At 72.8% G+C, this 20398-nt stretch carries 16 protein-coding genes; 9 read left to right on the top strand and 7 right to left on the bottom strand.

From position 1 onward, the window contains the following. Positions 1-63 precede the first annotated feature (63 nt). On the top strand, positions 64-1197 hold the full coding sequence (locus ACZ3ZE_RS04245; protein WP_361163099.1) for a serine hydrolase domain-containing protein: 1134 nt from the start codon (positions 64-66) through the stop codon (positions 1195-1197). A gap of 46 nt (positions 1198-1243) precedes the next feature. On the opposite strand, the gene ACZ3ZE_RS04240 is transcribed toward ACZ3ZE_RS04245, so the two are convergent. Beyond that, positions 1244-2074, bottom strand: a complete 831-nt coding sequence (locus ACZ3ZE_RS04240) for a hypothetical protein (RefSeq protein WP_361163101.1) — start codon at positions 2072-2074, stop codon at positions 1244-1246. 154 nt (positions 2075-2228) lie between these two features. Further along, a complete protein-coding gene (gene pepN, locus ACZ3ZE_RS04235; protein WP_467257266.1) occupies positions 2229-4790 on the bottom strand; it encodes an aminopeptidase N in 2562 nt (853 codons plus the stop codon). 156 nt (positions 4791-4946) lie between these two features. Between pepN and ACZ3ZE_RS04230 the strand changes: the two genes are divergently transcribed. Next, positions 4947-5582, top strand: coding sequence for a mycothiol-dependent nitroreductase Rv2466c family protein (locus ACZ3ZE_RS04230; protein ID WP_329420629.1), 636 nt, complete (start codon positions 4947-4949; stop codon positions 5580-5582). Between the two features lie 120 nt (positions 5583-5702). Here ACZ3ZE_RS04230 and ACZ3ZE_RS04225 read toward each other — a convergent pair whose 3' ends face one another. After that, positions 5703-6350 (bottom strand): superoxide dismutase, encoded by a 648-nt coding sequence (locus tag ACZ3ZE_RS04225; protein ID WP_361622513.1) that lies wholly within the window; start codon positions 6348-6350, stop codon positions 5703-5705. 153 nt (positions 6351-6503) lie between these two features. Here ACZ3ZE_RS04225 and ACZ3ZE_RS04220 point away from each other — a divergent pair, with 153 nt between their 5' ends. Beyond that, entirely contained in the window at positions 6504-7400 is an 897-nt protein-coding gene (locus tag ACZ3ZE_RS04220) for a hypothetical protein (protein ID WP_467257264.1), read from the top strand. A gap of 70 nt (positions 7401-7470) precedes the next feature. Here ACZ3ZE_RS04220 and ACZ3ZE_RS04215 read toward each other — a convergent pair whose 3' ends face one another. Next, entirely contained in the window at positions 7471-8907 is a 1437-nt protein-coding gene (locus ACZ3ZE_RS04215; protein ID WP_361163109.1) for an amino acid permease, read from the bottom strand. A gap of 117 nt (positions 8908-9024) precedes the next feature. Further along, complete coding sequence (locus tag ACZ3ZE_RS04210) at positions 9025-10440, bottom strand: amino acid permease (RefSeq protein ID WP_361622519.1); 1416 nt, start codon at positions 10438-10440, stop codon at positions 9025-9027. 265 nt (positions 10441-10705) lie between these two features. Here ACZ3ZE_RS04210 and ACZ3ZE_RS04205 point away from each other — a divergent pair, with 265 nt between their 5' ends. Further along, entirely contained in the window at positions 10706-11299 is a 594-nt protein-coding gene (locus ACZ3ZE_RS04205; RefSeq protein WP_361163113.1) for a biotin transporter BioY, read from the top strand. Positions 11300-11491: 192 nt separating this feature from the next. On the opposite strand, the gene ACZ3ZE_RS04200 is transcribed toward ACZ3ZE_RS04205, so the two are convergent. Next, positions 11492-12949: an amino acid permease gene (locus ACZ3ZE_RS04200; RefSeq protein ID WP_361163115.1), complete on the bottom strand. Its 1458-nt coding sequence runs from the start codon at positions 12947-12949 to the stop codon at positions 11492-11494. A 184-nt stretch (positions 12950-13133) separates the two neighbouring features. On the opposite strand from ACZ3ZE_RS04200, the gene ACZ3ZE_RS04195 reads away from it, so the two are divergent. Then, positions 13134-13625, top strand: a complete 492-nt coding sequence (locus ACZ3ZE_RS04195) for a ribose-5-phosphate isomerase (RefSeq protein WP_361163117.1) — start codon at positions 13134-13136, stop codon at positions 13623-13625. A gap of 9 nt (positions 13626-13634) precedes the next feature. Further along, on the top strand, positions 13635-14456 hold the full coding sequence (locus ACZ3ZE_RS04190; RefSeq protein ID WP_361163119.1) for an Fpg/Nei family DNA glycosylase: 822 nt from the start codon (positions 13635-13637) through the stop codon (positions 14454-14456). Between the two features lie 37 nt (positions 14457-14493). Here the strand turns inward: ACZ3ZE_RS04190 and ACZ3ZE_RS04185 are convergent, their stop codons facing one another. Further along, entirely contained in the window at positions 14494-15723 is a 1230-nt protein-coding gene (locus tag ACZ3ZE_RS04185; protein ID WP_467257262.1) for a GNAT family N-acetyltransferase, read from the bottom strand. A gap of 107 nt (positions 15724-15830) precedes the next feature. On the opposite strand from ACZ3ZE_RS04185, the gene ACZ3ZE_RS04180 reads away from it, so the two are divergent. The 3 genes from ACZ3ZE_RS04180 to ACZ3ZE_RS04170 all read left to right on the top strand — a co-directional run bounded on the left by ACZ3ZE_RS04180 (position 15831) and on the right by ACZ3ZE_RS04170 (position 20395). Then, the gene (locus ACZ3ZE_RS04180; protein ID WP_361163123.1) at positions 15831-16976 is read left to right on the top strand and encodes a PP2C family protein-serine/threonine phosphatase; all 1146 of its coding nucleotides are present in this window, start codon (positions 15831-15833) and stop codon (positions 16974-16976) included. Between the two features lie 153 nt (positions 16977-17129). Further along, positions 17130-17906 carry an ABC transporter ATP-binding protein gene (locus ACZ3ZE_RS04175; protein ID WP_467257260.1) on the top strand — a complete coding sequence of 259 codons (777 nt, stop codon included), beginning with the start codon at positions 17130-17132 and terminating at the stop codon, positions 17904-17906. Next, the gene (locus ACZ3ZE_RS04170; protein ID WP_467257258.1) at positions 17906-20395 is read left to right on the top strand and encodes an ABC transporter permease; all 2490 of its coding nucleotides are present in this window, start codon (positions 17906-17908) and stop codon (positions 20393-20395) included. Before ACZ3ZE_RS04175 ends, ACZ3ZE_RS04170 begins: the two co-directional genes overlap by 1 nt. The last annotated feature ends 3 nt before the right edge of the window (positions 20396-20398 follow it).

The following is a 20398-nucleotide window of genomic DNA, read 5'->3' as shown; positions in this document are numbered from 1 at the left end:
CGCGGTCCCCTCCCGCGACCGAAGCAGTACGCAGCTGTACGTACGTCAGGGGAGCCCGCACTCATGTCAGCCGCACGCACCGCCCGTACCGTCCTGGCCGCCGCCCTCGTGGCCGGCCTCGCCTCCACCGCGCTCGCCGCGCCCGCCCTCGCAGCCGCGCCGCCCAAGCCCTCGCACGCCGCCACCCAGCAGGCGCTGGACGCGGCGGTGGCGGCCGGCGTGCCCGGGGTCGTCGCCCAGGCCCGCGACGGCAAGCACCGCTGGACCGGCACCGCCGGCGAGCGCGCGGGGAACGACCGCTTCCGGGTCGGTTCCATCACCAAGACCTTCACCGCGACCGTCCTGCTCCAGCTCCAGGCGGAAGGGAGGATCGATCTCGACGACCCGGTGGAGAAGTGGCTGCCCGGGGTCGTCGCCGGGCACGGGCACGACGGACGGAAGATCACTGTCCGGCAGCTTCTCAACCACACCAGCGGCATCTACAGCTACACCAGTGATCCCGCCTTCCAGCAGCGCGTGTTCGGGGCCGAGTTCCTCCAGCACCGGTACGACACCTGGACCGCGCGGCAGCTCGTCGACGTCGCCATGGCCCACGAGCCGGACTTCGCGCCCGGCACCTCCTGGAACTACTCCAACACCAACTTCGTCCTGGCCGGCATGGTGATCGAGAAGGTCACCGGCCGCCCCTACGCCAAGGCCGTCGAGAACCGGATCATCAAGCCGCTCAAGCTGCGCGCCACCAGCGTCCCCGGCACCGACTCGCGGATGCCGAGGCCGCACTCGGGCGCCTACTCGAAGCTCTCCCGCGACACGGCCGGACCGACCTACGACGTGACCGCGCTGAACCCGAGCATCGCCGGCGCGGCGGGGGAGATGATCTCCGACTCGAACGACCTGCAGACCTTCTACCGGGCGCTGCTCAAGGGGCGGCTGCTGCCGGCGGCCGAGCTGAAGGAGATGACGGACACCGTCCGGGTCTCGCCCGAGATGGGCTACGGCCTCGGGCTCATGCGGGAGAAGCTCAGCTGCGGCAAGGAGGTCTGGGGCCACGGTGGCGGCATCCACGGCTCCAGCTCCCAGGCCGTGGTCACCCGGGACGGCGAGCACTCCCTCGCCGGGAACCTCAACGCCGACTGGACGGGCGACAGCCAGGCGCTGATCGAGGCCGAGTTCTGCGGGACGGCCCCGAAGAAGTAGCCCCCGCGGCGGCGGCCTCGCAGGTACGGGGGTCCAGCGCGGCCGTTCAGCGGGGCAGGACGACGACGTAGGCGGGCGGCTGCCGGTCGGACGCGGCCATCAGGGCTGTACGGACCACGGCCGCCTGCTGTTCACTCGCCTCGCGCAGCTTGCGCGGGGTGAGGTGGACGACGGTGATGCCCAGCCGCTCCAGGTGCTCGCGCTTGCGCGTGTACTCGGACCAGAGCGCGTCGTCGTCCTGCCGCGGCGCCCGGGTGTCCAGCTCCACGGCGACCGCCTGGTCCGGCCAGTAGGCGTCCAGGCCGCCGAGGTGCGGGCCGCCCGGCAGCCGCAGGTCCACGTTCCACAGCGGGTCCGGCAGCGCGAACTCGCGCACCATCGCGTACAGCCGGTCCTCGGCGAGCGAGCGTCCCTCGGCGAGGAGCGCGTCCACCGCGTCCACCACGTGCGGCCGGTTGAGCAGCCGGGCGCGGTTCAACTCCCTTACGACCGCCGCCGGTTCGCAGTGCCCGCCGCTCACGGCCTCGGTGAGCAGCCGGCGGACCGCGCCCGGGTCGGTCAGCGCCGCGGCGGCGTCGGCCAGCGCCCGGGGGACCGGGGCGACGGGGAAGCCGTCGATCTCGGTCGGCCGCGGCGGTTCGGCGGCGCGCACCACCCGGACCTGTCCGGTGGACCGCACCCGCCGGGCGCGCGGGACGAGGACGTCGACGCGGTTCAGCGTCCCGGCCGGCGGGGTGGCGGTGAAGCCGTGCAGGGAGAGCGCGGCGAGCCCGGTGAGCATCGCGTCGCCGCCGGCGAGGCGCAGCGCCTCCCGGAACCGGTCGTCCCCGGTGCGGGGGAGGGCGGAGAGGGGGGCCTTGGGGGTGTTGTGGTTCATGTCGACGGTCTTCCGCCGGACGGCCCGCCGCTAACCGCTGTTACGAAGCAGTGGCCCAATCCGGACAACTCCGCACTAAAGTACGCGCGTTCGAGTGCCGATGAACAACGGCCCCCGACGGACGCACCGCCGGGGGCCGAAGTGCCGACCGCTGCTACGCGGCGCGCCCGTCGCACTCCTGCGCCCGCAGCGCGCGGGCCAGGTCGTCACGCGACTCCAGCACGAGCCGGCGCAGCGCCGGGGCGGCCGAGGCGTGCGCGGCGAGCCACGCGTCCGTCGCCGCCAGGGTCTCCGCGCGGTCCTGGAGCGCCGGGTACAGGCCGCGCACCACGTCCATGCCGATCTGGATGGAGCGCTCCGCCCAGATCCGCTCGATCACCGCGAAGTACTTCTCCGCGTACGGCGCGATCAGCTCGCGCTGCGAGGACTGGGAGAAGCCCGAGATCGTCGCCTCCGCCAGGGCGTTGGACAGCGCGTCCGACTCGACGACCTGCGCCCAGGCCTGCGCCTTGACCGCGGCCGAGGGTCGGCCGGCCAGGCAGCGCACCTGGTGGCGCTTGCCGGTCGCGGTGTCGTCCCGGGTCAGCTCCTCGCCGATCCGGGTCTCGTCGGCACGGCCGTGCACGGTGAGCGATTCGAGCAGGCACCAGCGCAACTCCTGGTCGACAGCGAGCCCGTCGATCACGGCGCCGCCGTCGAGCAGGCCCTCCAGGAGCTGGAGGTCGGCGTCGGAGGAGGCCACCGCGGCGAAGAAGCGCGCCCAGGTCAGCTGGTGCTCGCTGGCCGGCTCGGCCTGCCGCAGCTCGCGCAGGCCGCCCTCGGCGAGCAGCCGCCCGCCCTCGGGCCGCCAGTCGTGCGCCGCGTAGTCGGTGACGGCGGTCCGGGCCCAGGCGTGCACCATCTGGAGCACGCCGATGTCGGTCTCGCGGCCCGCGAACTCCAGCGCGATGCGGACGAAGTCCCGGGCCGGCATCAGGCCGTCGCGGGTCAGGTTCCACAGCGCGGACCAGCACAGGGCGCGGGCCAGCGGGTCGGTGACGTCGCCGAGGTGCGCGCGCAGGGTGGCGAGCGAGCCCTCGTCGAAGCGGACCTTGCAGTAGGTGAGGTCGTCGTCGTTGACGAGCACCAGGTCCGGCTTCTCGGCGCCGGCGAGCTCCGCCACGACGGTGGAGGCGCCGGTGATGTCGGCCTCGGCCCGCGCGTACCGGACGAGCTCCCCGCCGGAGAGGCGGTAGAGGCCGACGGCGGCGCGGTGCGGGCGCAGCTCGTCGCCGTCCTGGAGGACGGCGAGCTCGGTGATCCGGCCCTCGGCGTCGTAGGTGACGGCGGGGGTGAGGGTGTTGACGCCGGAGGTCTGCAGCCAGGACTTGGCCCAGCTCTTCATGTCCCGCCCGGAGGTCTCCTCCAGGACGGTCAGCAGGTCCGCGAGGCGCGTGTTGCCGTAGGCGTGGCGCTTGAAGTAGCGGCGCGCGCCCTCCAGGAACGCGTCCCGGCCGGCGTACGCGACGAGCTGCTTCAGGACGGACGCGCCCTTGGCGTAGGTGATGCCGTCGAAGTTCAGCTTGGCGTCCTCCAGGTCACGGATGTCGGCCGTGACCGGGTGGGTGGACGGCAGCTGGTCGGCGCGGTACGCCCAGGCCTTGCGGTTGTTGGCGAAGGTCACCCAGCTGTTGGTGAAGCGGGTCGCCTCGGCCAGCGAGAACGCGCCCATGAAGTCCGCGAAGGACTCCTTCAGCCACAGGTCGTCCCACCACACCATGGTGACCAGGTCGCCGAACCACATGTGGGCCATCTCGTGCAGGATCACGTTGGCCCGGCGCTCGTACGCCGCCTGGGTCACCTTGCCGCGGTAGATGTACTCCTCGCGGAAGGTCACCATGCCCGGGTTCTCCATCGCGCCGAGGTTGTACTCGGGGACGAAGGCCTGGTCGTACTTCCCGAAGGGGTACGGGAAGTCGAAGTTGTCGTGGAAGAAGTCGAGGCCCTGCTTGGTGATCAGGAAGATGTCGTCCACGTCGAAGTGCTTCGCGAGGCCCTTGCGGCACATCGCGCCGAGCGGGATCTCCAGCTCGGTGCCGTCGGCGAACACGCGCTTGTAGCTGTCCGTGACGTAGTGGTACGGGCCGGCCACGACGCAGGTGATGTACGTGGAGATGGACGCCGTCCCGGCGAACCGCCACACGCCGTCGGCGTCCTGCCGCCCGGCCCCGTTGGACCACACGGTCCAGCCCTCGGGCGCGGACACCTCGAAGCGGAACGGCGCCTTGAGGTCGGGCTGCTCGAAGGTGGCGAAGACCCGGCGGGCGTCGGCCGGCTCGTACTGCGTGTAGAGGTAGACCTCGCCGTCCTCGGGGTCGACGAAGCGGTGCATGCCCTCGCTGGTGCGGCTGTAGGCGCACTGGGCGTCGACCACGAGCTCGTTCTCGTCGGCCAGGCCGTCCAGCGCGATCCGCGCCCCGTCGAAGACGACGGCCGGGTCGAGCGCGCGCCCGTTGAGGGTGACCGCGGTCACCGAGGGGGCGATCAGGTCGACGAACGTGGCGTCGCCGGCGCCCGTGCGGCGGAAGCGGAGCGTCGTCACGGAGCGGAAGGTGCGCACGTCCTCCGTGGACTCGCCGACCGCGGACCGCAGGTCGAGGTAGACCTCGTACCCGTCGACGGACAGCAGCTCCGCCCGCTCATGGGCCTCGTCGCGGGACAGGTTCTCACCGGGCACGGTCACTCCTTCGTGGCTCGTTCGAAACAGCACCGATCCTCCCATGTGCCACTGACCGAGGGCACCACGGGAATGCGGGGCCGGCCGGCGGTGTTGCCGCCAGGCACATCGACACACCCTTTCGAGCGCCCGTTGAGTGATCTTCCGAGGAGAGACATGTCCGAGAGCAGGACCACCGCAGACTTCTTCTTCGACCCGCTGTGCCCGTGGGCCTGGATGACCTCCCGCTGGATGGTGGAGGTGGAGAAGGTGCGCCCGGTCGACGTGCGCTGGAAGGTCATGAGCCTGGCGGTCCTCAACGAGAACCGCCTCGACGAGGTGCCGGCGGAGTACCGCGAGATGCTGGAGACCCAGGCCTGGGGCCCGGTGCGTGTGGTGATCGCCGCCCAGCAGCTGCACGGCGACGAGGTCGTCGGCAAGCTCTACACGGCGCTCGGCACCCGCTTCCACAACAACGGCGAGGGCCCGACGCGCGAGGCGATCGTCGGCGCGCTGACCGATGTCGGCCTGCCGGAGGAGCTGGCGGACTACGCCGACCAGGACACGTACGACACCGAGCTGCGCGCCTCCCACAAGGAGGGCATAGAGAAGGTCGGCCAGGACGTCGGCACCCCGGTGATCGCGGTCCCCGGCGCGGACGGCGACGAGGTCGCCTTCTTCGGCCCGGTCGTCACCCCGACCCCGCGCGGCGAGGCCGCCGCCCGCCTGTGGGACGGCACGCTGCTGGTGGCGGCGACCCCCGGCTTCTACGAGATCAAGCGCACCCGCACGGCGGCGCCCAGCTTCGAGTAGCCCTCGCCCCGTCCTCGTACGGAAGAACCCCCGCGATTCACGTCATCGCGGGGGTTCTTCTTCATTCCGCCCGCAGGTGAAGGTTGAGAAGACGATCACGAGCAGGACGAACAGGGGGTGTCAGAACGAGATCAGCGGGACGCTCGCCTTGGCGGCCTGGTAGCGCTTGTTCACGTCCTGCCAGTTGACGACCTGCCACATGGCGTCGATGAAGTCGACCTTCTGGTTCTTGTACTGCAGGTAGAAGGCGTGCTCCCAGGCGTCGAAGACGAGGACCGGGACGGAGCCCTGGCCGACGTTGCCCTGGTGGTCGTAGACCTGCTCGACGATCAGACGGCCGCTGATGGGCTCGTAGGCGAGGACGCCCCAGCCGGAGCCCTGGGTGGTCGCCGCGGCCTTGGTGAGCTGGGCCTTGAACTTGGCGAAGGAGCCGAAGGACTCGGTGATCGCGTCGGCGAGCTCGCCGACCCCGTCGGCGGCCAGCGGCTCGCCGCCGCCCTCGCCGGCCTTCGGGCTCGCCATGTTGTTCCAGTAGATGGAGTGGAGGATGTGGCCGGAGAGGTGGAAGGCCAGGTTCTTCTCCAGGCCGTTGATGGCGCCCCAGGCGTCCTTCTCCCGAGCCTCTTCCAGCTGCTCCAGGGTGTCGTTCGCACCCTTGACGTACGCGGCGTGGTGCTTGTCGTGGTGCAGCTCGATGATCTGCGGGTTGATCACCGGCTCCAGGGCCGCGTAGTCGTACGGCAGTTCCGGAAGGGTGTAGATGGCCATGTGCCGAGCCTCTCGCCGACGTCTTCTAATTGCAACTTCTATGCAAGTGCAGGCTAGCAGCAGGAAGTGTCGAAGTTGATCAGACCTTGGCCCTAGGTCCGGATGGCCCAAACGTCCTTGAAGCGGACGAATGATGATCAATAACCTGCGCGCGTGAACCTCCCACTCAAGCTCGCGGCGATGACCACGCTCCTGACCCTGCTCGGCACCGCCTCCGCCGGCGCGGCCGACGACTGGCAGCGGGTCGGCACCGACTCCCGCAGCGGTGTCAGCGGCCTCGCGGCCGAGGACGGCGGCACCGCCCTCGTCGCGCACGACAACAAGCGCCCCGGACAGCCCCGCCTGTCCCGGGTCACCTACACGGCGGGCACCGCCAGCCTCTCCCCGGTCACCTGGGACGGGGCCTACGCCGAGGACATCGAGGCCATCGAGGCGGTGCCCGGGATGCCGGGCGAGTACATGGCCCTGGCCGGCCGCGGCATCGTCTACCGGCTGAGGGTCGCCGGAGACACGGCGACCGTCGTCGACTACACGCCGCTGCCGATGATCGGCGAGGGCGCCGACTTCGAGAGCTTCACCCTCGTGGCCCGGGGAGGGAAGCTGGCCGCCCTGTGGGCGGACCGCGGCGCCGGCCCGGGCCGCCCCGCGACGCTCTACGCGGCGCCGTTCTCCTTCGCCCCCTGGGGACAGCCGCTGTTCGGGTCCGTCACCCGCCGCTCCTACCTCTCGACGTACCCGGCCGACGAGGGCACGCGGCACATCTCCGACATCTCGGTGACCGCCTCCGGCCGGATCCTGGTGGGCTCCGCCTCGGACGCGGGCGACGACGGCCCGTTCGACTCCGCGGTGACCGAGGCAGGCCGGGTGACCGTGTCGGCGGCGGGCTCGGTGCGGGTCACGCTCGCCGCGAGCCCGACCGTGCTCGGGACCTTCCCCGGCTACAAGATCGAGGCGGTCGAGTGCCTGCCCGGCACCGGCGACGCCCTCCTCGGCACCGACGACGAGAAGACCGGCGGCTTCCTGCGCACCGCACCGTACTGCGGGGCCTGACCCCGGACACGCCACCGCGCCCCGCCGAGCGCGAGCTCGACGGGGCGCGGTGCTGCGCGCGGTACGGGCCTCAGGCCTCCTCGGCCGCCGTCCCGCGCGCGGCGCGCGTCTTCTGGAGCGCGTAGCCGCCCGCCGCGAGCAGCAGCGTCAGGGCGCCCGTCGCGTAGAGCTGCACCCGGGTGCCCTCCTCGCGGGCCATCAGGAAGAAGATGCCGGCCATTCCGGCCAGCGCCACCCAGGTCAGCACCGGGAAGCCCCACATCTTCACGACCAGCTTCTCCGGCGCCTCGCGCTCGGTGCGGCGGCGCAGCACCAGCTGGGAGGCGGCGATGAAGAACCAGACGACCAGGATGATCGCGCCGATGGTGTTGAGCAGCCAGATGAAGACGTCGTCCGGGCGCCAGTAGCTCAGCAGCACGCAGGCGAAGCCGAAGACGGAGGAGACCAGTACCGCCGGGCGCGGCACCCCGCCGAAGGTGCGGCCGAGCGCCTTCGGACCCTGGCCGCGGGCGACAAGCGAGCCGGCCATGCGGGAGGCGCCGTACACGTTGGCGTTCATCGCGGAGAGCAGGGCGACCAGGACGACCACGTTCATGATCTGGCCGGCGGCCGGGATGTCCAGGTGGTCGAGGGTGGCCACGTACGGGCCCTTCTCGACGACGGCCTCGTCGCCCCAGGGGACGAGGGTGACGATGACGGCCATGGAGCCGATGTAGAAGAGCGCGATGCGCCACATCGCCGTACGGACGGCCTTGGCGACGCCCCGCACCGGGTGCTCTGACTCGGCCGCGGCGATCGTGACGGTCTCCAGACCGCCGTACGCGAAGACGGAGGCCAGCAGGCCGACGATCAGGCCCTCGGAGCCGTTCGGGAAGAAGCCGCCTTCGCCGGTGAGGTTGGCGGTGCCCGGGGCCTCGCTGCCCGGCAGGACGCCGACGATGGCGAGCACGCCGATGCCGAGGAAGAGGACGATCGCGCCGACCTTGAGCGCGGCGAACCAGAACTCGAACTCGCCGAAGTTCTTCACGGCCGCCAGGTTGGTGCCGCAGAACACCAGCATGAACAGCGCCACCCAGGCCCATTCCGGGGTGCCCGGGAACCAGCCGGTCATGATCTTCGCCGCGCCGATGCCCTCCAGGCCGACGGCCACGCAGAGCAGGAACCAGAAGGCCCAGCCCGCGGTGAAGCCGGCCCAGGGGCCGAACGCCCGCTCCGCGTGGACGGAGAAGGAGCCGGAGGCCGGGTTCGCCGCCGACATCTCGCCCAGCATGCGCATCACCAGCATGACGAGCACACCGGAGATCGCGTACGCGAGGACGATCGAGGGACCGGCGGCGGCGATGCCGGCGCCGGAGCCGACGAAGAGTCCGGCGCCGATGACACCGCCGAGGGCGATCATCGACAGATGGCGCTGCTTGAGGCCGGGCGTGAGGCCTCCGGCAGGGGCGTTCGCGCTGGTGGTGCCGTCCTTGCGGTCGGCCGGCGCGGGCGCGGGAGTCCGAGACATGGGCGAGCCCTGTTCACTAGCTGAGACGGGGAGGGTGGGCCACAGTCTGTGGGCCCACACCGCTCACAGGGAACGGATGTCCGCTATACGGGCACGACCTTCACACAAGGTGAAGATTCACCTCCGCTTCGTGCGCAGCTCGCGGACCCACGCCACCAGCAACACCAGCGCCGTCGCCCCGCTCGACCAGAGCACCTGAGGACGCGCCCCGTCGTCGGTCAGCATCAGCACCAGCACCGCGCCCATCGCCGCCAGCGCCACCCAGGTCAGCCAAGGGAAGCCCCACATCCGCAGCGTCAGCGTCTGGGGAGCCTCCCGCTCGATCCGGCGCCGCAGCCGCAGCTGCGAGACCGCGATCAGCGCCCACACGAAGAGCAGCACCGCGCCGACCGCGTTGAGCATGTAGAGGAAGACGGAATCCGGCCACTTCAGATTGAGCAGGACGGAGACGAAGCCGAACGCCACCGAGGCCAGCACCGCCCGCCGCGGCACCCCTCCGCGGGACACCCGCAGCAGCCCCTTCGGCGCCTCCCCGCGCTCGGCCAGCGAGAACACCATCCGCGAGGAGCCGTACAGGTTGGCGTTGAGCGCCGACAGCAGCGCCACGAACACCACCACGTTCATGATCTGCCCGGCCCCCGGCACCCCGATCGAGTCCAGCACCGCCACGTACGGCGACTCGCCCGGCTCCAGCGCGGTCCACGGCAGCAGGGTCACGATCACCAGCATCGAACCCACGTAGAAGAGGAGGATCCGCCACACCGCGCTGCGCACCGCCCGCGCCACGTTGCGCGCCGGGTCGTCCGACTCGGCCGCCGCGATCGTCACGACCTCCAGACCGCCGAAGGCGAAGACCACGGCGAGCACCCCGGACACCACCCCCGACCAGCCGTGCGGCAGGAAGCCGCCCTGGCCGGTCAGGTTCGCCGTCCCCACCGGATCGGTGTCCGGCAGCCAGCCGACGATCGCCAGCGTGCCGAGGATCAGGAAGAGGACGATCGCGCCGACCTTGAGCGCGGCGAACCAGAACTCGAACTCGCCGAAGTTCTTCACCGCCGCCAGGTTGGTGGCGGTGAACACCACCATGAACACCAGCACCCAGCCCCACTGCGGGACCCCCGGCACCCAGCCGTGCGCGATCCGCGCCGCGCCCGTCGCCTCCACGGCGAGCACCACCACCAGCAGGAACCAGTACAGCCAGCCCACCGAGAAGCCCGCCCAGCGGCCCAGCGCCCGCTCCGCGTGCACCGAGAAGGCGCCCGAGGCCGGCATCGCCGCCGACATCTCGCCCAGCATCCGCATGATCAGCATCGCGAGCGCGCCCGCGATCAGATACGAGACGACGATGCCCGGGCCCGCGACCGCGATGCCCGCGCCGGAGCCCACGAAGAGCCCCGCGCCGATCACGCCGCCGAGCCCCAGCATCGTCAGATGACGCTGCTTCAGTCCGTGCGAGAGGGGCTCCGGTGCGGGAGCCAGAGGCTCCGGTGCGGGAGCGCGGGGCTCCGGTCCTGGGGTGGAGGCGTCGTGCATGCGGGGGGCTCGCGCTCTGGGAGGGTTTATGGAGACCCCACAGTCTCTCCGCTGGGTGTCCCCTGGCGCAAAAGGGACCTCAGGGTGCGCGTCCCCAGTGACAAGCGTCACGTGGCGCCCGGCATGATCCGCCGGGTTTGTTTGATCTCCACGAACGGCCCAACCCCCGCTTTGTCGGCGGCTGATGGTGATCGGCCGTTCACCCCTGGCATACGGTCGAGCCAGTCCCCCCTGTCCCCCTGTCGTCTCACCCCGCGGAGTACCGATGAGCACCGCCGTCGCCCCCGTCCGTTCCCTCCGCTCCGGAACGGTCCTCGCCGACCTGATCCCGGCCAGCCGCGCCCGCGACCTCGCGCTGGTCGTCGGCGGCGCCGCGCTGACCGGCCTCGCCGCCCAGCTCTCCGTCCCGGTCCCCGGCTCCCCGGTCCCGGTCTCCGGCCAGACCTTCGCCGCCCTGCTCGTCGGCACCGCGCTCGGCGCCCGCCGCGGCTTCCTCTCCCTCGGCGTGTACGCCGTCGCCGGCATGGCGGGCCTGCCCTGGTTCGCCGAGGCGAGCTCCGGCTGGTCGATGCCGTCCTTCGGCTACATCCTCGGCATGCTGCTGGCCGCCACCGTCGTCGGCGCCCTCGCCCGGCGCGGCGCCGACCGCTCGGTGCTGCGGACGGCGGGCACGATGGTGCTGGGCTCCGCGATCATCTACGCGGTCGGCGTGCCGTACCTGGCCCTGGCCACCGGCATGACCCTCGGCCAGGCCGTCACCGCTGGCCTCGTCCCCTTCCTCATCGGCGACGCCCTCAAGGCCGCCCTCGCGATGGGCGCGCTGCCGGCGGCGTGGAAGCTGGTCGGCCGCAAGGGCTGACACCCACCCCGTGGGGGGGGGGGGGGGGGGGCCCCCCCCCCCCCCCGGGGGCCCCGCGGCGGGGCCCCCCCCCCCCCCCCCCCCGCCCCGGGGGGGGGGGGGCCCCCGGGGGCCCCCCCCCCCCGGGGGCCGCCCGGCCCCGCCCCCCCCCCCCCGGGGGGCCCCCCCCCCGGCCCCCCCCACGGGCCGGGCTCAGACCCGGTCGAGCTCCGGATTCGCGCGCTTCACGAGCCGCTCCTTGACGAGCCCGATCGCCAGCACGAGCGCGGCCACCAGCAGCGAGAGCACGACCTGCTCCCGGTTGCTGCCGCCGTCGAAGACCATGTAGCCCAGGACGCCGACGATCATGGCGATGGTCACCCAGGTCAGGTACGGGAAGAGCCACATCCGCACGACCAGCTTGTCGGGCGTCTCGCGCAGGATGATCCCGCGCATCCGCAGCTGGGTCACGCAGATGACCAGCCAGACGAAGAGGGCGACGGCGCCGGACGAGTTCAGAAGGAAGGCGAAGACGGTGTCGGGCCACTTGTAGTTGAAGAAGACCGCGACGAAGCCGAAGACCACCGAGGAGAGGATCGCCGCCTGCGGCACGCCCCGCTTGTTGGTCTTGGCGAAGGCCTTCGGCGCGTCACCGCGCTGGCCGAGCGAGAAGGCCATCCGGGAGGCCGTGTACAGGCCCGAGTTCAGGCAGGACAGGACGGCGGTCAGGACGATCACGTTCATGACCTGGCCGGCGTGCGGGATGCCGATGGAGTCGAGGGCGGCGACGTACGAGCCCTTCTCGACGATCGACTTGTCGTTCCACGGCAGCAGGGTGAGCACGACGAAGATCGAGCCCAGGTAGAAGACGCCGATCCGCCAGATCACGCTGTTGGTGGCCTTGGTGACGGCCCGCTGCGGGTCCTCCGACTCGCCGGCGGCCAGGGTGACGATCTCGCTGCCCATGAAGGAGAAGACGACCATCAGCACACCGGTGAGCACCGCGCCCGCGCCCATCGGGAAGAAGCCCCCGGTGTCGGTGAGGTGTGCGAAGCCCGCCCCCGGGTTGTCCGAGCCCGGCAGCACGCCGAAGACGGCGAGCAGGCCGACCACGACGAAGGCGCCGATGGCGACGACCTTGATGCCCGCGAACCAGAACTCGAACTCTCCGTACGAGGCGACGGAGGCGAGGTTCGTGGCGGTGAGCACCACCATCACGATGAGCGCCCAGCCCCACTGCGGGACGGCCGGGATCCAGCCCTCCAGGATCTTGGCGCCGGCGGTCGCCTCGACGGCGAGCACGACGACCCAGAAGAACCAGTACAGCCAGCCGATGGTGAAGCCGGCCCAGCGGCCGAGCGCCCGGTCCGCGTAGGCGGAGAAGGAGCCGGAGGAGGGGCGGGCGGCCGCCATCTCGCCGAGCATCCGCATCACGAAGACGACCATCGCGCCGACCAGCGCGTACGACAGGAGGATGGCGGGGCCGGCCGCGGCGATGCCGGAGCCGGAACCGACGAAGAGGCCGGCGCCGATCACGCCACCGATGGCGATCATCGAGAGGTGGCGGTTCTTGAGGCCTGCCTTGAGACCGTTGGAACCGTCGGACTGCTGGGAATCACCGGTGGATCCGGTGTTCTCGCCTTCCTTCGCCAGGGTCGGTTGCGTGTTCATGAACGCTTCCTTCGGTGTGGGGGTCTGCTCGGGTCGCGAGCTGGAGACATGTAACCCGGTGACCGGTGAGTACGGAAGGGCTGACTCCGGATCGTGATTCAGGACATAAGGTCCGGACCAGACGGGACCAAGGTCCCGACCCCGCTGACCGCTACCCCGTCCCCGCCGTGCCACACTCGGAACCATGCGCGTCTACCTCGGCTCCGACCATGCCGGCTACGAACTCAAGAACCACCTCGTCGAGTGGCTGAAGGCCGCAGGCCACGAGGCCGTCGACTGCGGTCCCCACATCTACGACGCCCTCGACGACTACCCGCCGTTCTGCCTGCGCGCCGCCGAGAGGACGGCCGCGGACCCGGACGCCCTCGGCATCGTGATCGGCGGCTCCGGCAACGGCGAGCAGATCGCCGCCAACAAGGTCAAGGGGGTGCGCGCCGCCCTCGCCTGGAGCGAGCAGACCGCCGCCCTCGGCCGCGAGCACAACAACGCCAACGTGGTCTCCATCGGCGGCCGGATGCACACCCGGGAAGAGGCGACCAAGTTCGTCGAGATCTTCCTCTCCACCCCGTACTCGGGCGACGAGCGCCACACCCGCCGGATCGACATGCTCTCCCGTTACGAGGAGACCGGCGAGCTCCCGGCGATCCCGGCGCACCACCCGCAGAACGAGGCCTGATCAGCGCCCATGCCTGAGGGGCACACGATCCACCGGCTGGCCGCCGACTACCGGGAACGGTTCGGCGGCCGGCCCGTGCGTGCCTCCAGCCCGCAGGGCAAGTTCGCCGACTCGGCGGCCCTGCTCGACGGCACGGTCCTCACCACCACCGAGGCCCACGGCAAGCACCTCTTCCTCGGCTTCCCGGGCGAGGAGTGGATCCACATCCACCTCGGCCTCTTCGGCAAGGTGAACTTCGGGGACACCACCGCCGACGCCCCCGCGCCGCCGCCCACCGACACCGTCCGGCTGCGCCTGGCCAACCCCGACGCGTACGTCGACCTGCGCGGCCCGACCACCTGCGCGCTGATCACCGACGCCGAGAAGACGGCGATACACGAGCGGCTCGGCCCCGACCCGCTGCGCGCGGCGGACGGCCCCGGGAAGGCCTGGCGCCGGATCTCGAAGTCCCGCACGACGATCGCCGCCCTGCTCATGGACCAGAAGATCATCGCGGGCGTCGGCAACGTCTACCGGGCCGAGGTCCTCTTCCGCCACGGCATCGACCCGTACCGCGCGGGCAAGGACCTGACCGCGGGGGAGTGGGCCGCGCTCTGGGACGACCTGGTCCTCCTGATGCGCGAGGGCGTCCGCCTGAACCGCATCGACACGGTCCGCCCCGAGCACACCCCCGAGGCCATGGGTCGCCCGCCCCGCGTCGACGACCACGGCGGCGAGGTCTACGTCTACCGCCGCGCGAACCTCCCGTGCCACATCTGCCACACGGAGATCCGCACGGCGGACCTGGCGAACCGCAACCTGTTCTGGTGCCCGGGCTGTCAGAACCGCTGACGCGGCCGCCCGGCTGGAACCCGTGCTGCAGCCACGGCTAGAACCCGTGCGGCAGCCACGGCGCCACCGGAGACCCGAACGCCACCGACGCCTCGACCAGCGCCCCCTCCCGCAGCTCCCGCGCCCGCCCCGCCGCCGCGAGCGACACCAGCGAGTTCCCGCCGAGATAGACGGAGCCCAACTCCCGTACGGACAACGCCAGATCGGCGGGGTCCTCGGTCCGCACGCACACCGCCCCCTTCGCGTCGCCCGTCAGCCGCCACCGCCCCTCGTTCCAGGGACAGAACGCGTCCGCGACCTCGAACACCACGTCCACCGGCGCCTGGTACGTCCGCGCCTCCAGCGCCGCGCCCACGTCCACCAGCCGTACGTGCAGCCCGTCCCGCAGCGTCAGCTCGCAGCGGCGCACATCGCTCACCAGGTGCTGCCACGCGTCGTCCGCCGGACGGTTGTGGATCTGCACCCGCGACGTCAGGTCCACCGAGCACAGGAACCGCCACAGCGCCGCCTCCGCCGCCGGGTCGAGTCCCGCCAACTGGTGCAGGGCCACCGACCCGTTGGCCCCGTTGAACGCCCACTCGGGCTTGATCGCGTACAGCGCGTACCCCACGACCTCGCCCCCGCGCTCCGCCAGCACGCACTGCCGCGGCGAGGCGCCACCCCGGTCACCCGGCGGGTCGATCAGCGCGAGCCGCTCCCAGCCGGGCCGCCGCTCCAGCATCCCGGGGCGGCCGGCGACCAGCTTCGCGTACACCGCCTCGCAGACGTCCAGCGCCTCCGTCGGCGACGCGAGCCGCAGGCCCACCTCGTCCGTGCCCTCCGGCACCGTGAGCCGCACCCGGGTCGTGTCGATCGTCGCGCGCGCCGAGTACGCCGCCACCGCGTACCCGAACCGCCCGTAGATCTCCGGCTCCGAGGCCGTCAGGACCGCGAGCGGTTCGCCCCACGCCCGTACGTCCTCCAGCTGGCGCCGCATCATCGAGGTGAGGATGCCGCGCCGCCGGTGCGTCCCGGCCACGCTCACCATCGTCACGCCCGCCGCCGGGACCGCCGCCCCGCCCGGCACCGTCAGCCGGAACGTGAACGCCCCCGCCGTGCCGACACAGCGGTCCCCGTCCCACGCGCCGAGGGAACGCCCGTACTCGGTGAGGTCCTGCCAGAGCTTCCGCTCCTCGTCCGCCTCCGGAACTCCGCCGAAGGCGAGCTCCAGCACCCCGTACCAGTCGTCCCACTCGGCCGGGTCGAGAACCCGCAGTTCAGTCGTCATATGCCATCGATATCAGCGCCCCGCCGCCCGAGGCGACCCGATTTCGAATGCAATGTCACCTGGGTCCCCCTGCACGAGCGCCGATCGGGTGGATAGGGTCCAGGCCAATGGGACGTCGCGGTGGAGTGGACTCGTACGCGGCCCGGATGCGCAAGAGCGCCCTCCGGGCCCGCGTCGCGCTGCGCCGGTCCGGCGTCGACTACTTCCGCGGCGACGGCTCCGACTGGATCGCCCTCGCCGGACTCCTGCTCACCGTCCCCGCCATCACCTGCGGCACCCTCCTCAACCCGGTGTGGTGCTCGCCCGTCGCGCTCGCCCTGCCGATCGTCGCCGGCGGCCTGCTGCTGCGCCCCGCCAGCCTGCTCGGCCTGTACGCGGCCGCCGCCGGCGCGCTCATCGTCGAGTCCCTGGTCCTCGGCCCGTACACCGAGGGGCCCGCCCGGGTCACCCCCGGCACCGTCCTGGTCGTCGCCGCCTGCGGACTCTTCGGACTGCTCATCGCCCAGTTCCGGGCCCGCGTCGGCGTGCCCTGGCGGCGCGGCGGCACCATGCTCTTCGACCTGCGCGAACGCATCCGGGTACAGAGCGCCCTGCCCCGCCTGCCCCAGGGCTGGCACCGCGAGATGGCGCTGCGCCCGGCCGGCGGCCAGTCCTTCTCCGGCGACTTCGTCGTCGCCGCCCGCACCCACGGCGGCCGCACCCTGGAGGTCCTGCTCACCGACGTCTCCGGCAAGGGCATGGACGCCGGCTCCCGCGCCCTGCTGCTCTCCGGCGCCTTCGGCGGCCTCCTCGGCTCACTGCCCCCGCACGGCTTCCTGCCCGCCGCCAACGGCTACCTCCTGCGCCAGGACTGGGACGAGGGCTTCGCCACCTCCATCCACCTCGTCCTCGACCTGGAGTCCGGCGACTACGAACTGCTCTCCGCCGGCCACCTGCCCGCCCTCCAGCTCCACGCGGGCACCGGCCGCTGGGAGGAGAAGGCCGGCGAAGGCCCCCTCCTCGGCGTCTACGACGGTGCCGAGTTCCACCCGGTCAAGGGCTCCCTGCGCCCCGGCGACGTCCTCATGCTCTTCACCGACGGCCTCGTCGAGTCCGCCGACCGTGACATCGCCGAAGGCATCGACCGCCTCACCGGCGAGGCCGACCGCTATGTCACCGCCGGATTCGAAGGCGCCGCCTGGCACCTCATCGAGGCCTGCGCCAAGGACGTCAACGACGACCGCGCACTGCTCCTGATCAGCCGCACGGGCTGACCCGCCTCCCGGGGGTGGGGCCACCCCCACCCCCAGGAGACCAGCCGCCTCCATCGCCCCGACCTGCGGCGATCCGTAGGTTCGAAGTGACGCTCACGCACGTCACCCACGCGACGTCACCCACGTCACGTCACGAACGCACGGAGGACATCCATGGCAGCCCGGGACACCGCCCTCGGCACGGCAGCAGCCGTCGAACTCGCCGGGGTACGGCGCCAGTACGGCAAGGGGGCCGGCGCCGTCCACGCGCTCCGCGGCATCGACCTGCGCCTCCCGCACGGCAGCTTCACCGCCGTCATGGGCCCCTCCGGCTCCGGCAAGTCCACCTTCCTCCAGTGCGCCGCCGGACTCGACCGCCCCACCGCCGGTTCCGTCCGCCTCGGCGGCACCGAGATCACCGGCCTCCCCGAGAACAAGCTCACCGAACTGCGCCGCGCCCGCCTCGGCTTCGTCTTCCAGGCCTTCAACCTGCTGCCCTCGCTCACCGTCGAGCAGAACGTCCTACTCCCCCTGCGGCTCGCCGGCGAACGCCCCGACCGGCACCGCGCCACCGAGGCCCTCGGCCAGGTCGGCCTCGCCGACAAGGGCGCCCGCCGCCCCACCGAACTCTCCGGCGGCCAGCAGCAGCGCGTCGCGATCGCCCGCGCCCTCATCACCCGCCCCGACGTGATCTTCGGCGACGAGCCGACCGGCGCCCTCGACACCACGACCGCCACCGAGGTCCTCACCCTGCTCCGCCGCGCCGTCGACGGCCTCGGCGCCACCGTCGTCATGGTCACCCACGACCCCGTCGCCGCCGCCTACGCCGACCACGTCCTCTTCCTCGCCGACGGCTCCCTCGTCGACACCCTCGCGCGCAGCACCCCGGACCGCATCGCCGCCCGGATGACCGCGCTCACCTCCGCCACCCGCGCCGGGGCGGCCGCCTGATGCCCCGCCCCAACGGCCTCGCCCGCGCCGCCGTCCGCTTCAAGCCCTCCGCCTTCGTCGGCACCTTCGTCGCCCTGCTGCTCGCCGCCGCCGTGATCTCCGGCTGCGGCCTGCTGCTCCAGACCGGCGTCACCGCCTCCGTGCCACCCGCGCGCTACGCGGGCGCGCCCGTGGTCGCCGCCGCCGACCAGCAGCTCCACACGACGATCGGGCGCGGCGAGGAGCGCGAGACGCTCTCCGCCCCCGTGCCCGACCGGGCCCGCCTCGACGCCTCCCTCGTCCGCGCCGCCGCAGGCGCCCCGGGCGCCGCGCAGGCCGTCGGGGACGTCTCCTATCCCGTACGCGACCCCTCCGGCACCCCGCTCACCGCCTCCGGCTGGGGCTCCACCACCTTCACCGGCACCCGCCTCGCCACCGGCACGGCCCCGGGCCCGGGCCAGGCGGTGGTCACCACCGGCCACGGCCGCGTGGGCGAACGGCTCACCCTGCACACGCCGGCCGGAAAGCGCGCCTTCACGGTGTCGGGGGTGGCGGAGTCGGCCGGCGCCGGTGCGGACGGGCTCGCGTCGACCGGCACCGGCCCGGACGGGGCGGAGGCGTCCGCGCCCGCCGCCGTCTGGTTCTCCGACGCCCAGGCCCTCGCCCTCTCGGGCCACCCCCGCACCGTCGACGCCATCGCCGTCCTGCCCGCGAAGGGCACCGACCCCGCGACGCTCGCCGCCCAGGTCGAGCGCGCCCTGCACGGCAAGGCCCAGGTGCACACGGGCGACGACCGCAGCCTCGCCGAGGGCGCCGCGCTGCCGGCCGCCAAGGAGCTGCTGATCGGCCTCGGCGGCTCCTTCGGCGGCACCGCCACCCTCGTCGCCGTGTTCACCGCCGCCGGCACCGTCGCCCTCTCCGTCGGGCAGCGCTCCCGCGAGTTCGCCCTCCTGCGGGCGATCGGCGCGACCCCGCGCCAGCTGCGCCGCTCCATCGCCACCGAGTCCCTGCTCGTCGCCCCGCTCGCCGGCGCCCTCGGCTGCCTGCCCGGCCTCGCCCTCGCGAGCTGGTGGTTCGGGCAGCTGAAGGAGAAGGGCGCGATCCCCGCCGGGGTACGCCTCGACACCGGCCCGATCCCCTTCGCCGCGGCCGTCGCCGCTGCCCTGCTGACCGCCCTGCTCGCCGGACTCGCCGCCGCCCGCCGCCCCTCCCGGATCGAACCCGGCCGGGCACTCGCCGAGTCCCAGGTCGAACGGCGCGCGACCGGCCGGATCCGCACCCCGCTCGGCATCGTCGCCCTCGCCGGCGGCGCCGCCCTCACCGGCGTGGCCGCCCAGGCGTCCGGCGAGGCCGCCGCCAACACGGCCCTCGGCGTCGTCATGCTCTTCATGCTGGCCGTCGCCCTGCTCGGCCCCCTGATCGCCAGGCTCTGCGCGACCCTCGTCGGACTGCCCCTGCGCGCCGCCGGGGCCGCCGGCCACCTCGCCGCGGCGAACGCGCGCGGCAACGCACGGCGGCTCGCCTCCGCGCTCACCCCGATCGTCCTCGCGATGTCCTTCGCCTCGACCCTCGTCTTCCTGCACACCAGCACCGACCGGGCCACCGAACACCAGCAGCGCGCCGGAGTCGTCGCCGACCACGTCGTCACCGCCCCCGCCGGGCTCCCCGCCGACGCGGCCGCACGCGCCGCCCGCGCCCCCGGGGTCACCGCGGCCGTCGCCGTCCAGCACACCGGCGTCCTGTTCGCCGACGGCGACGCGGGCTTCCGCGGCGCGACCGCGCAGGGCGTCTCCGCCGACCCCACCCCGGTCCTCGACCTCGACGTGCGCACCGGCTCGCTCGCCGCGCTGCGCCCCGGCACGGTCGCCGTCGACACGAACCTGGCCGCCGCCCAGGACGTACGGACCGGGGACCGCCTGGAGCTCCGGCTCCCCGACGGCACCCGGACGGAGCCGCTCGTCGTCGCCACGTACGCCCGTGGCCTCGGCCTGTCCGAGGTGACCCTCCCGGCCGCCGCCCTGACCGGGCACGTCACCGCCCCGTACGCCACCGAGCTCCTGGTCCGCGGCGGCGAGCCCGCTGCCCTGGCCCCCCTCGGCGCCGTCACGGACGCGGCCGGCTGGTCCGCCGACCGGAGCCGCGACCGCGAGCTCAACGCCTGGGCCAACACCACCATGGCCGCCGTCCTCGGCGGGTTCGCGGCGGTCGCCGCCGTCAACACGCTGGTGATGACCGTCCTCGACCGGCGCCGCGAGCTGCGCACCCTGCGCCTGGTGGGCACCACCCGCCGCCAGGTGCTGCGGATGATCCGCTGGGAGTCGCTGCTCGTCACGGGCGCGGGCGTGGCCCTCGGCACCGGCATCGCCCTCGCCACCCTGATCCCCATGACCAACGGCCTGACCGGCGAGGGCCCGTACATCCCGCCGCTGCTGTACGGGTCGTTCGCCGCGGCCACGGTCGGGCTCGGCCTCGCCGCCACCGCCCTGCCCGCGCGGGCCGCACTACGCTGACCG

The organism is Streptomyces sp. NPDC023157 (genome assembly GCF_055560575.1).
Note: the sequence above shows the minus strand (reverse complement) of the source record. Positions and strands in the feature narration are given on the sequence as shown.

Coding starts and splice junctions, on each gene's coding strand:
- ACZ3ZE_RS04245 (WP_361163099.1), top strand. CDS start 64: ATGTCAGCCGCACGCACCGCCCGTACCGTCCTGGCCGCCGCCCTCGTG.
- ACZ3ZE_RS04240 (WP_361163101.1), bottom strand. CDS start 2,074: ATGAACCACAACACCCCCAAGGCCCCCCTCTCCGCCCTCCCCCGCACC.
- ACZ3ZE_RS04230 (WP_329420629.1), top strand. CDS start 4,947: ATGTCCGAGAGCAGGACCACCGCAGACTTCTTCTTCGACCCGCTGTGC.
- ACZ3ZE_RS04225 (WP_361622513.1), bottom strand. CDS start 6,350: ATGGCCATCTACACCCTTCCGGAACTGCCGTACGACTACGCGGCCCTG.
- ACZ3ZE_RS04215 (WP_361163109.1), bottom strand. CDS start 8,907: ATGTCTCGGACTCCCGCGCCCGCGCCGGCCGACCGCAAGGACGGCACC.
- ACZ3ZE_RS04210 (WP_361622519.1), bottom strand. CDS start 10,440: ATGCACGACGCCTCCACCCCAGGACCGGAGCCCCGCGCTCCCGCACCG.
- ACZ3ZE_RS04205 (WP_361163113.1), top strand. CDS start 10,706: ATGAGCACCGCCGTCGCCCCCGTCCGTTCCCTCCGCTCCGGAACGGTC.
- ACZ3ZE_RS04200 (WP_361163115.1), bottom strand. CDS start 12,949: ATGAACACGCAACCGACCCTGGCGAAGGAAGGCGAGAACACCGGATCC.
- ACZ3ZE_RS04195 (WP_361163117.1), top strand. CDS start 13,134: ATGCGCGTCTACCTCGGCTCCGACCATGCCGGCTACGAACTCAAGAAC.
- ACZ3ZE_RS04190 (WP_361163119.1), top strand. CDS start 13,635: ATGCCTGAGGGGCACACGATCCACCGGCTGGCCGCCGACTACCGGGAA.
- ACZ3ZE_RS04185 (WP_467257262.1), bottom strand. CDS start 15,723: ATGACGACTGAACTGCGGGTTCTCGACCCGGCCGAGTGGGACGACTGG.
- ACZ3ZE_RS04180 (WP_361163123.1), top strand. CDS start 15,831: ATGGGACGTCGCGGTGGAGTGGACTCGTACGCGGCCCGGATGCGCAAG.
- ACZ3ZE_RS04175 (WP_467257260.1), top strand. CDS start 17,130: ATGGCAGCCCGGGACACCGCCCTCGGCACGGCAGCAGCCGTCGAACTC.
- ACZ3ZE_RS04170 (WP_467257258.1), top strand. CDS start 17,906: ATGCCCCGCCCCAACGGCCTCGCCCGCGCCGCCGTCCGCTTCAAGCCC.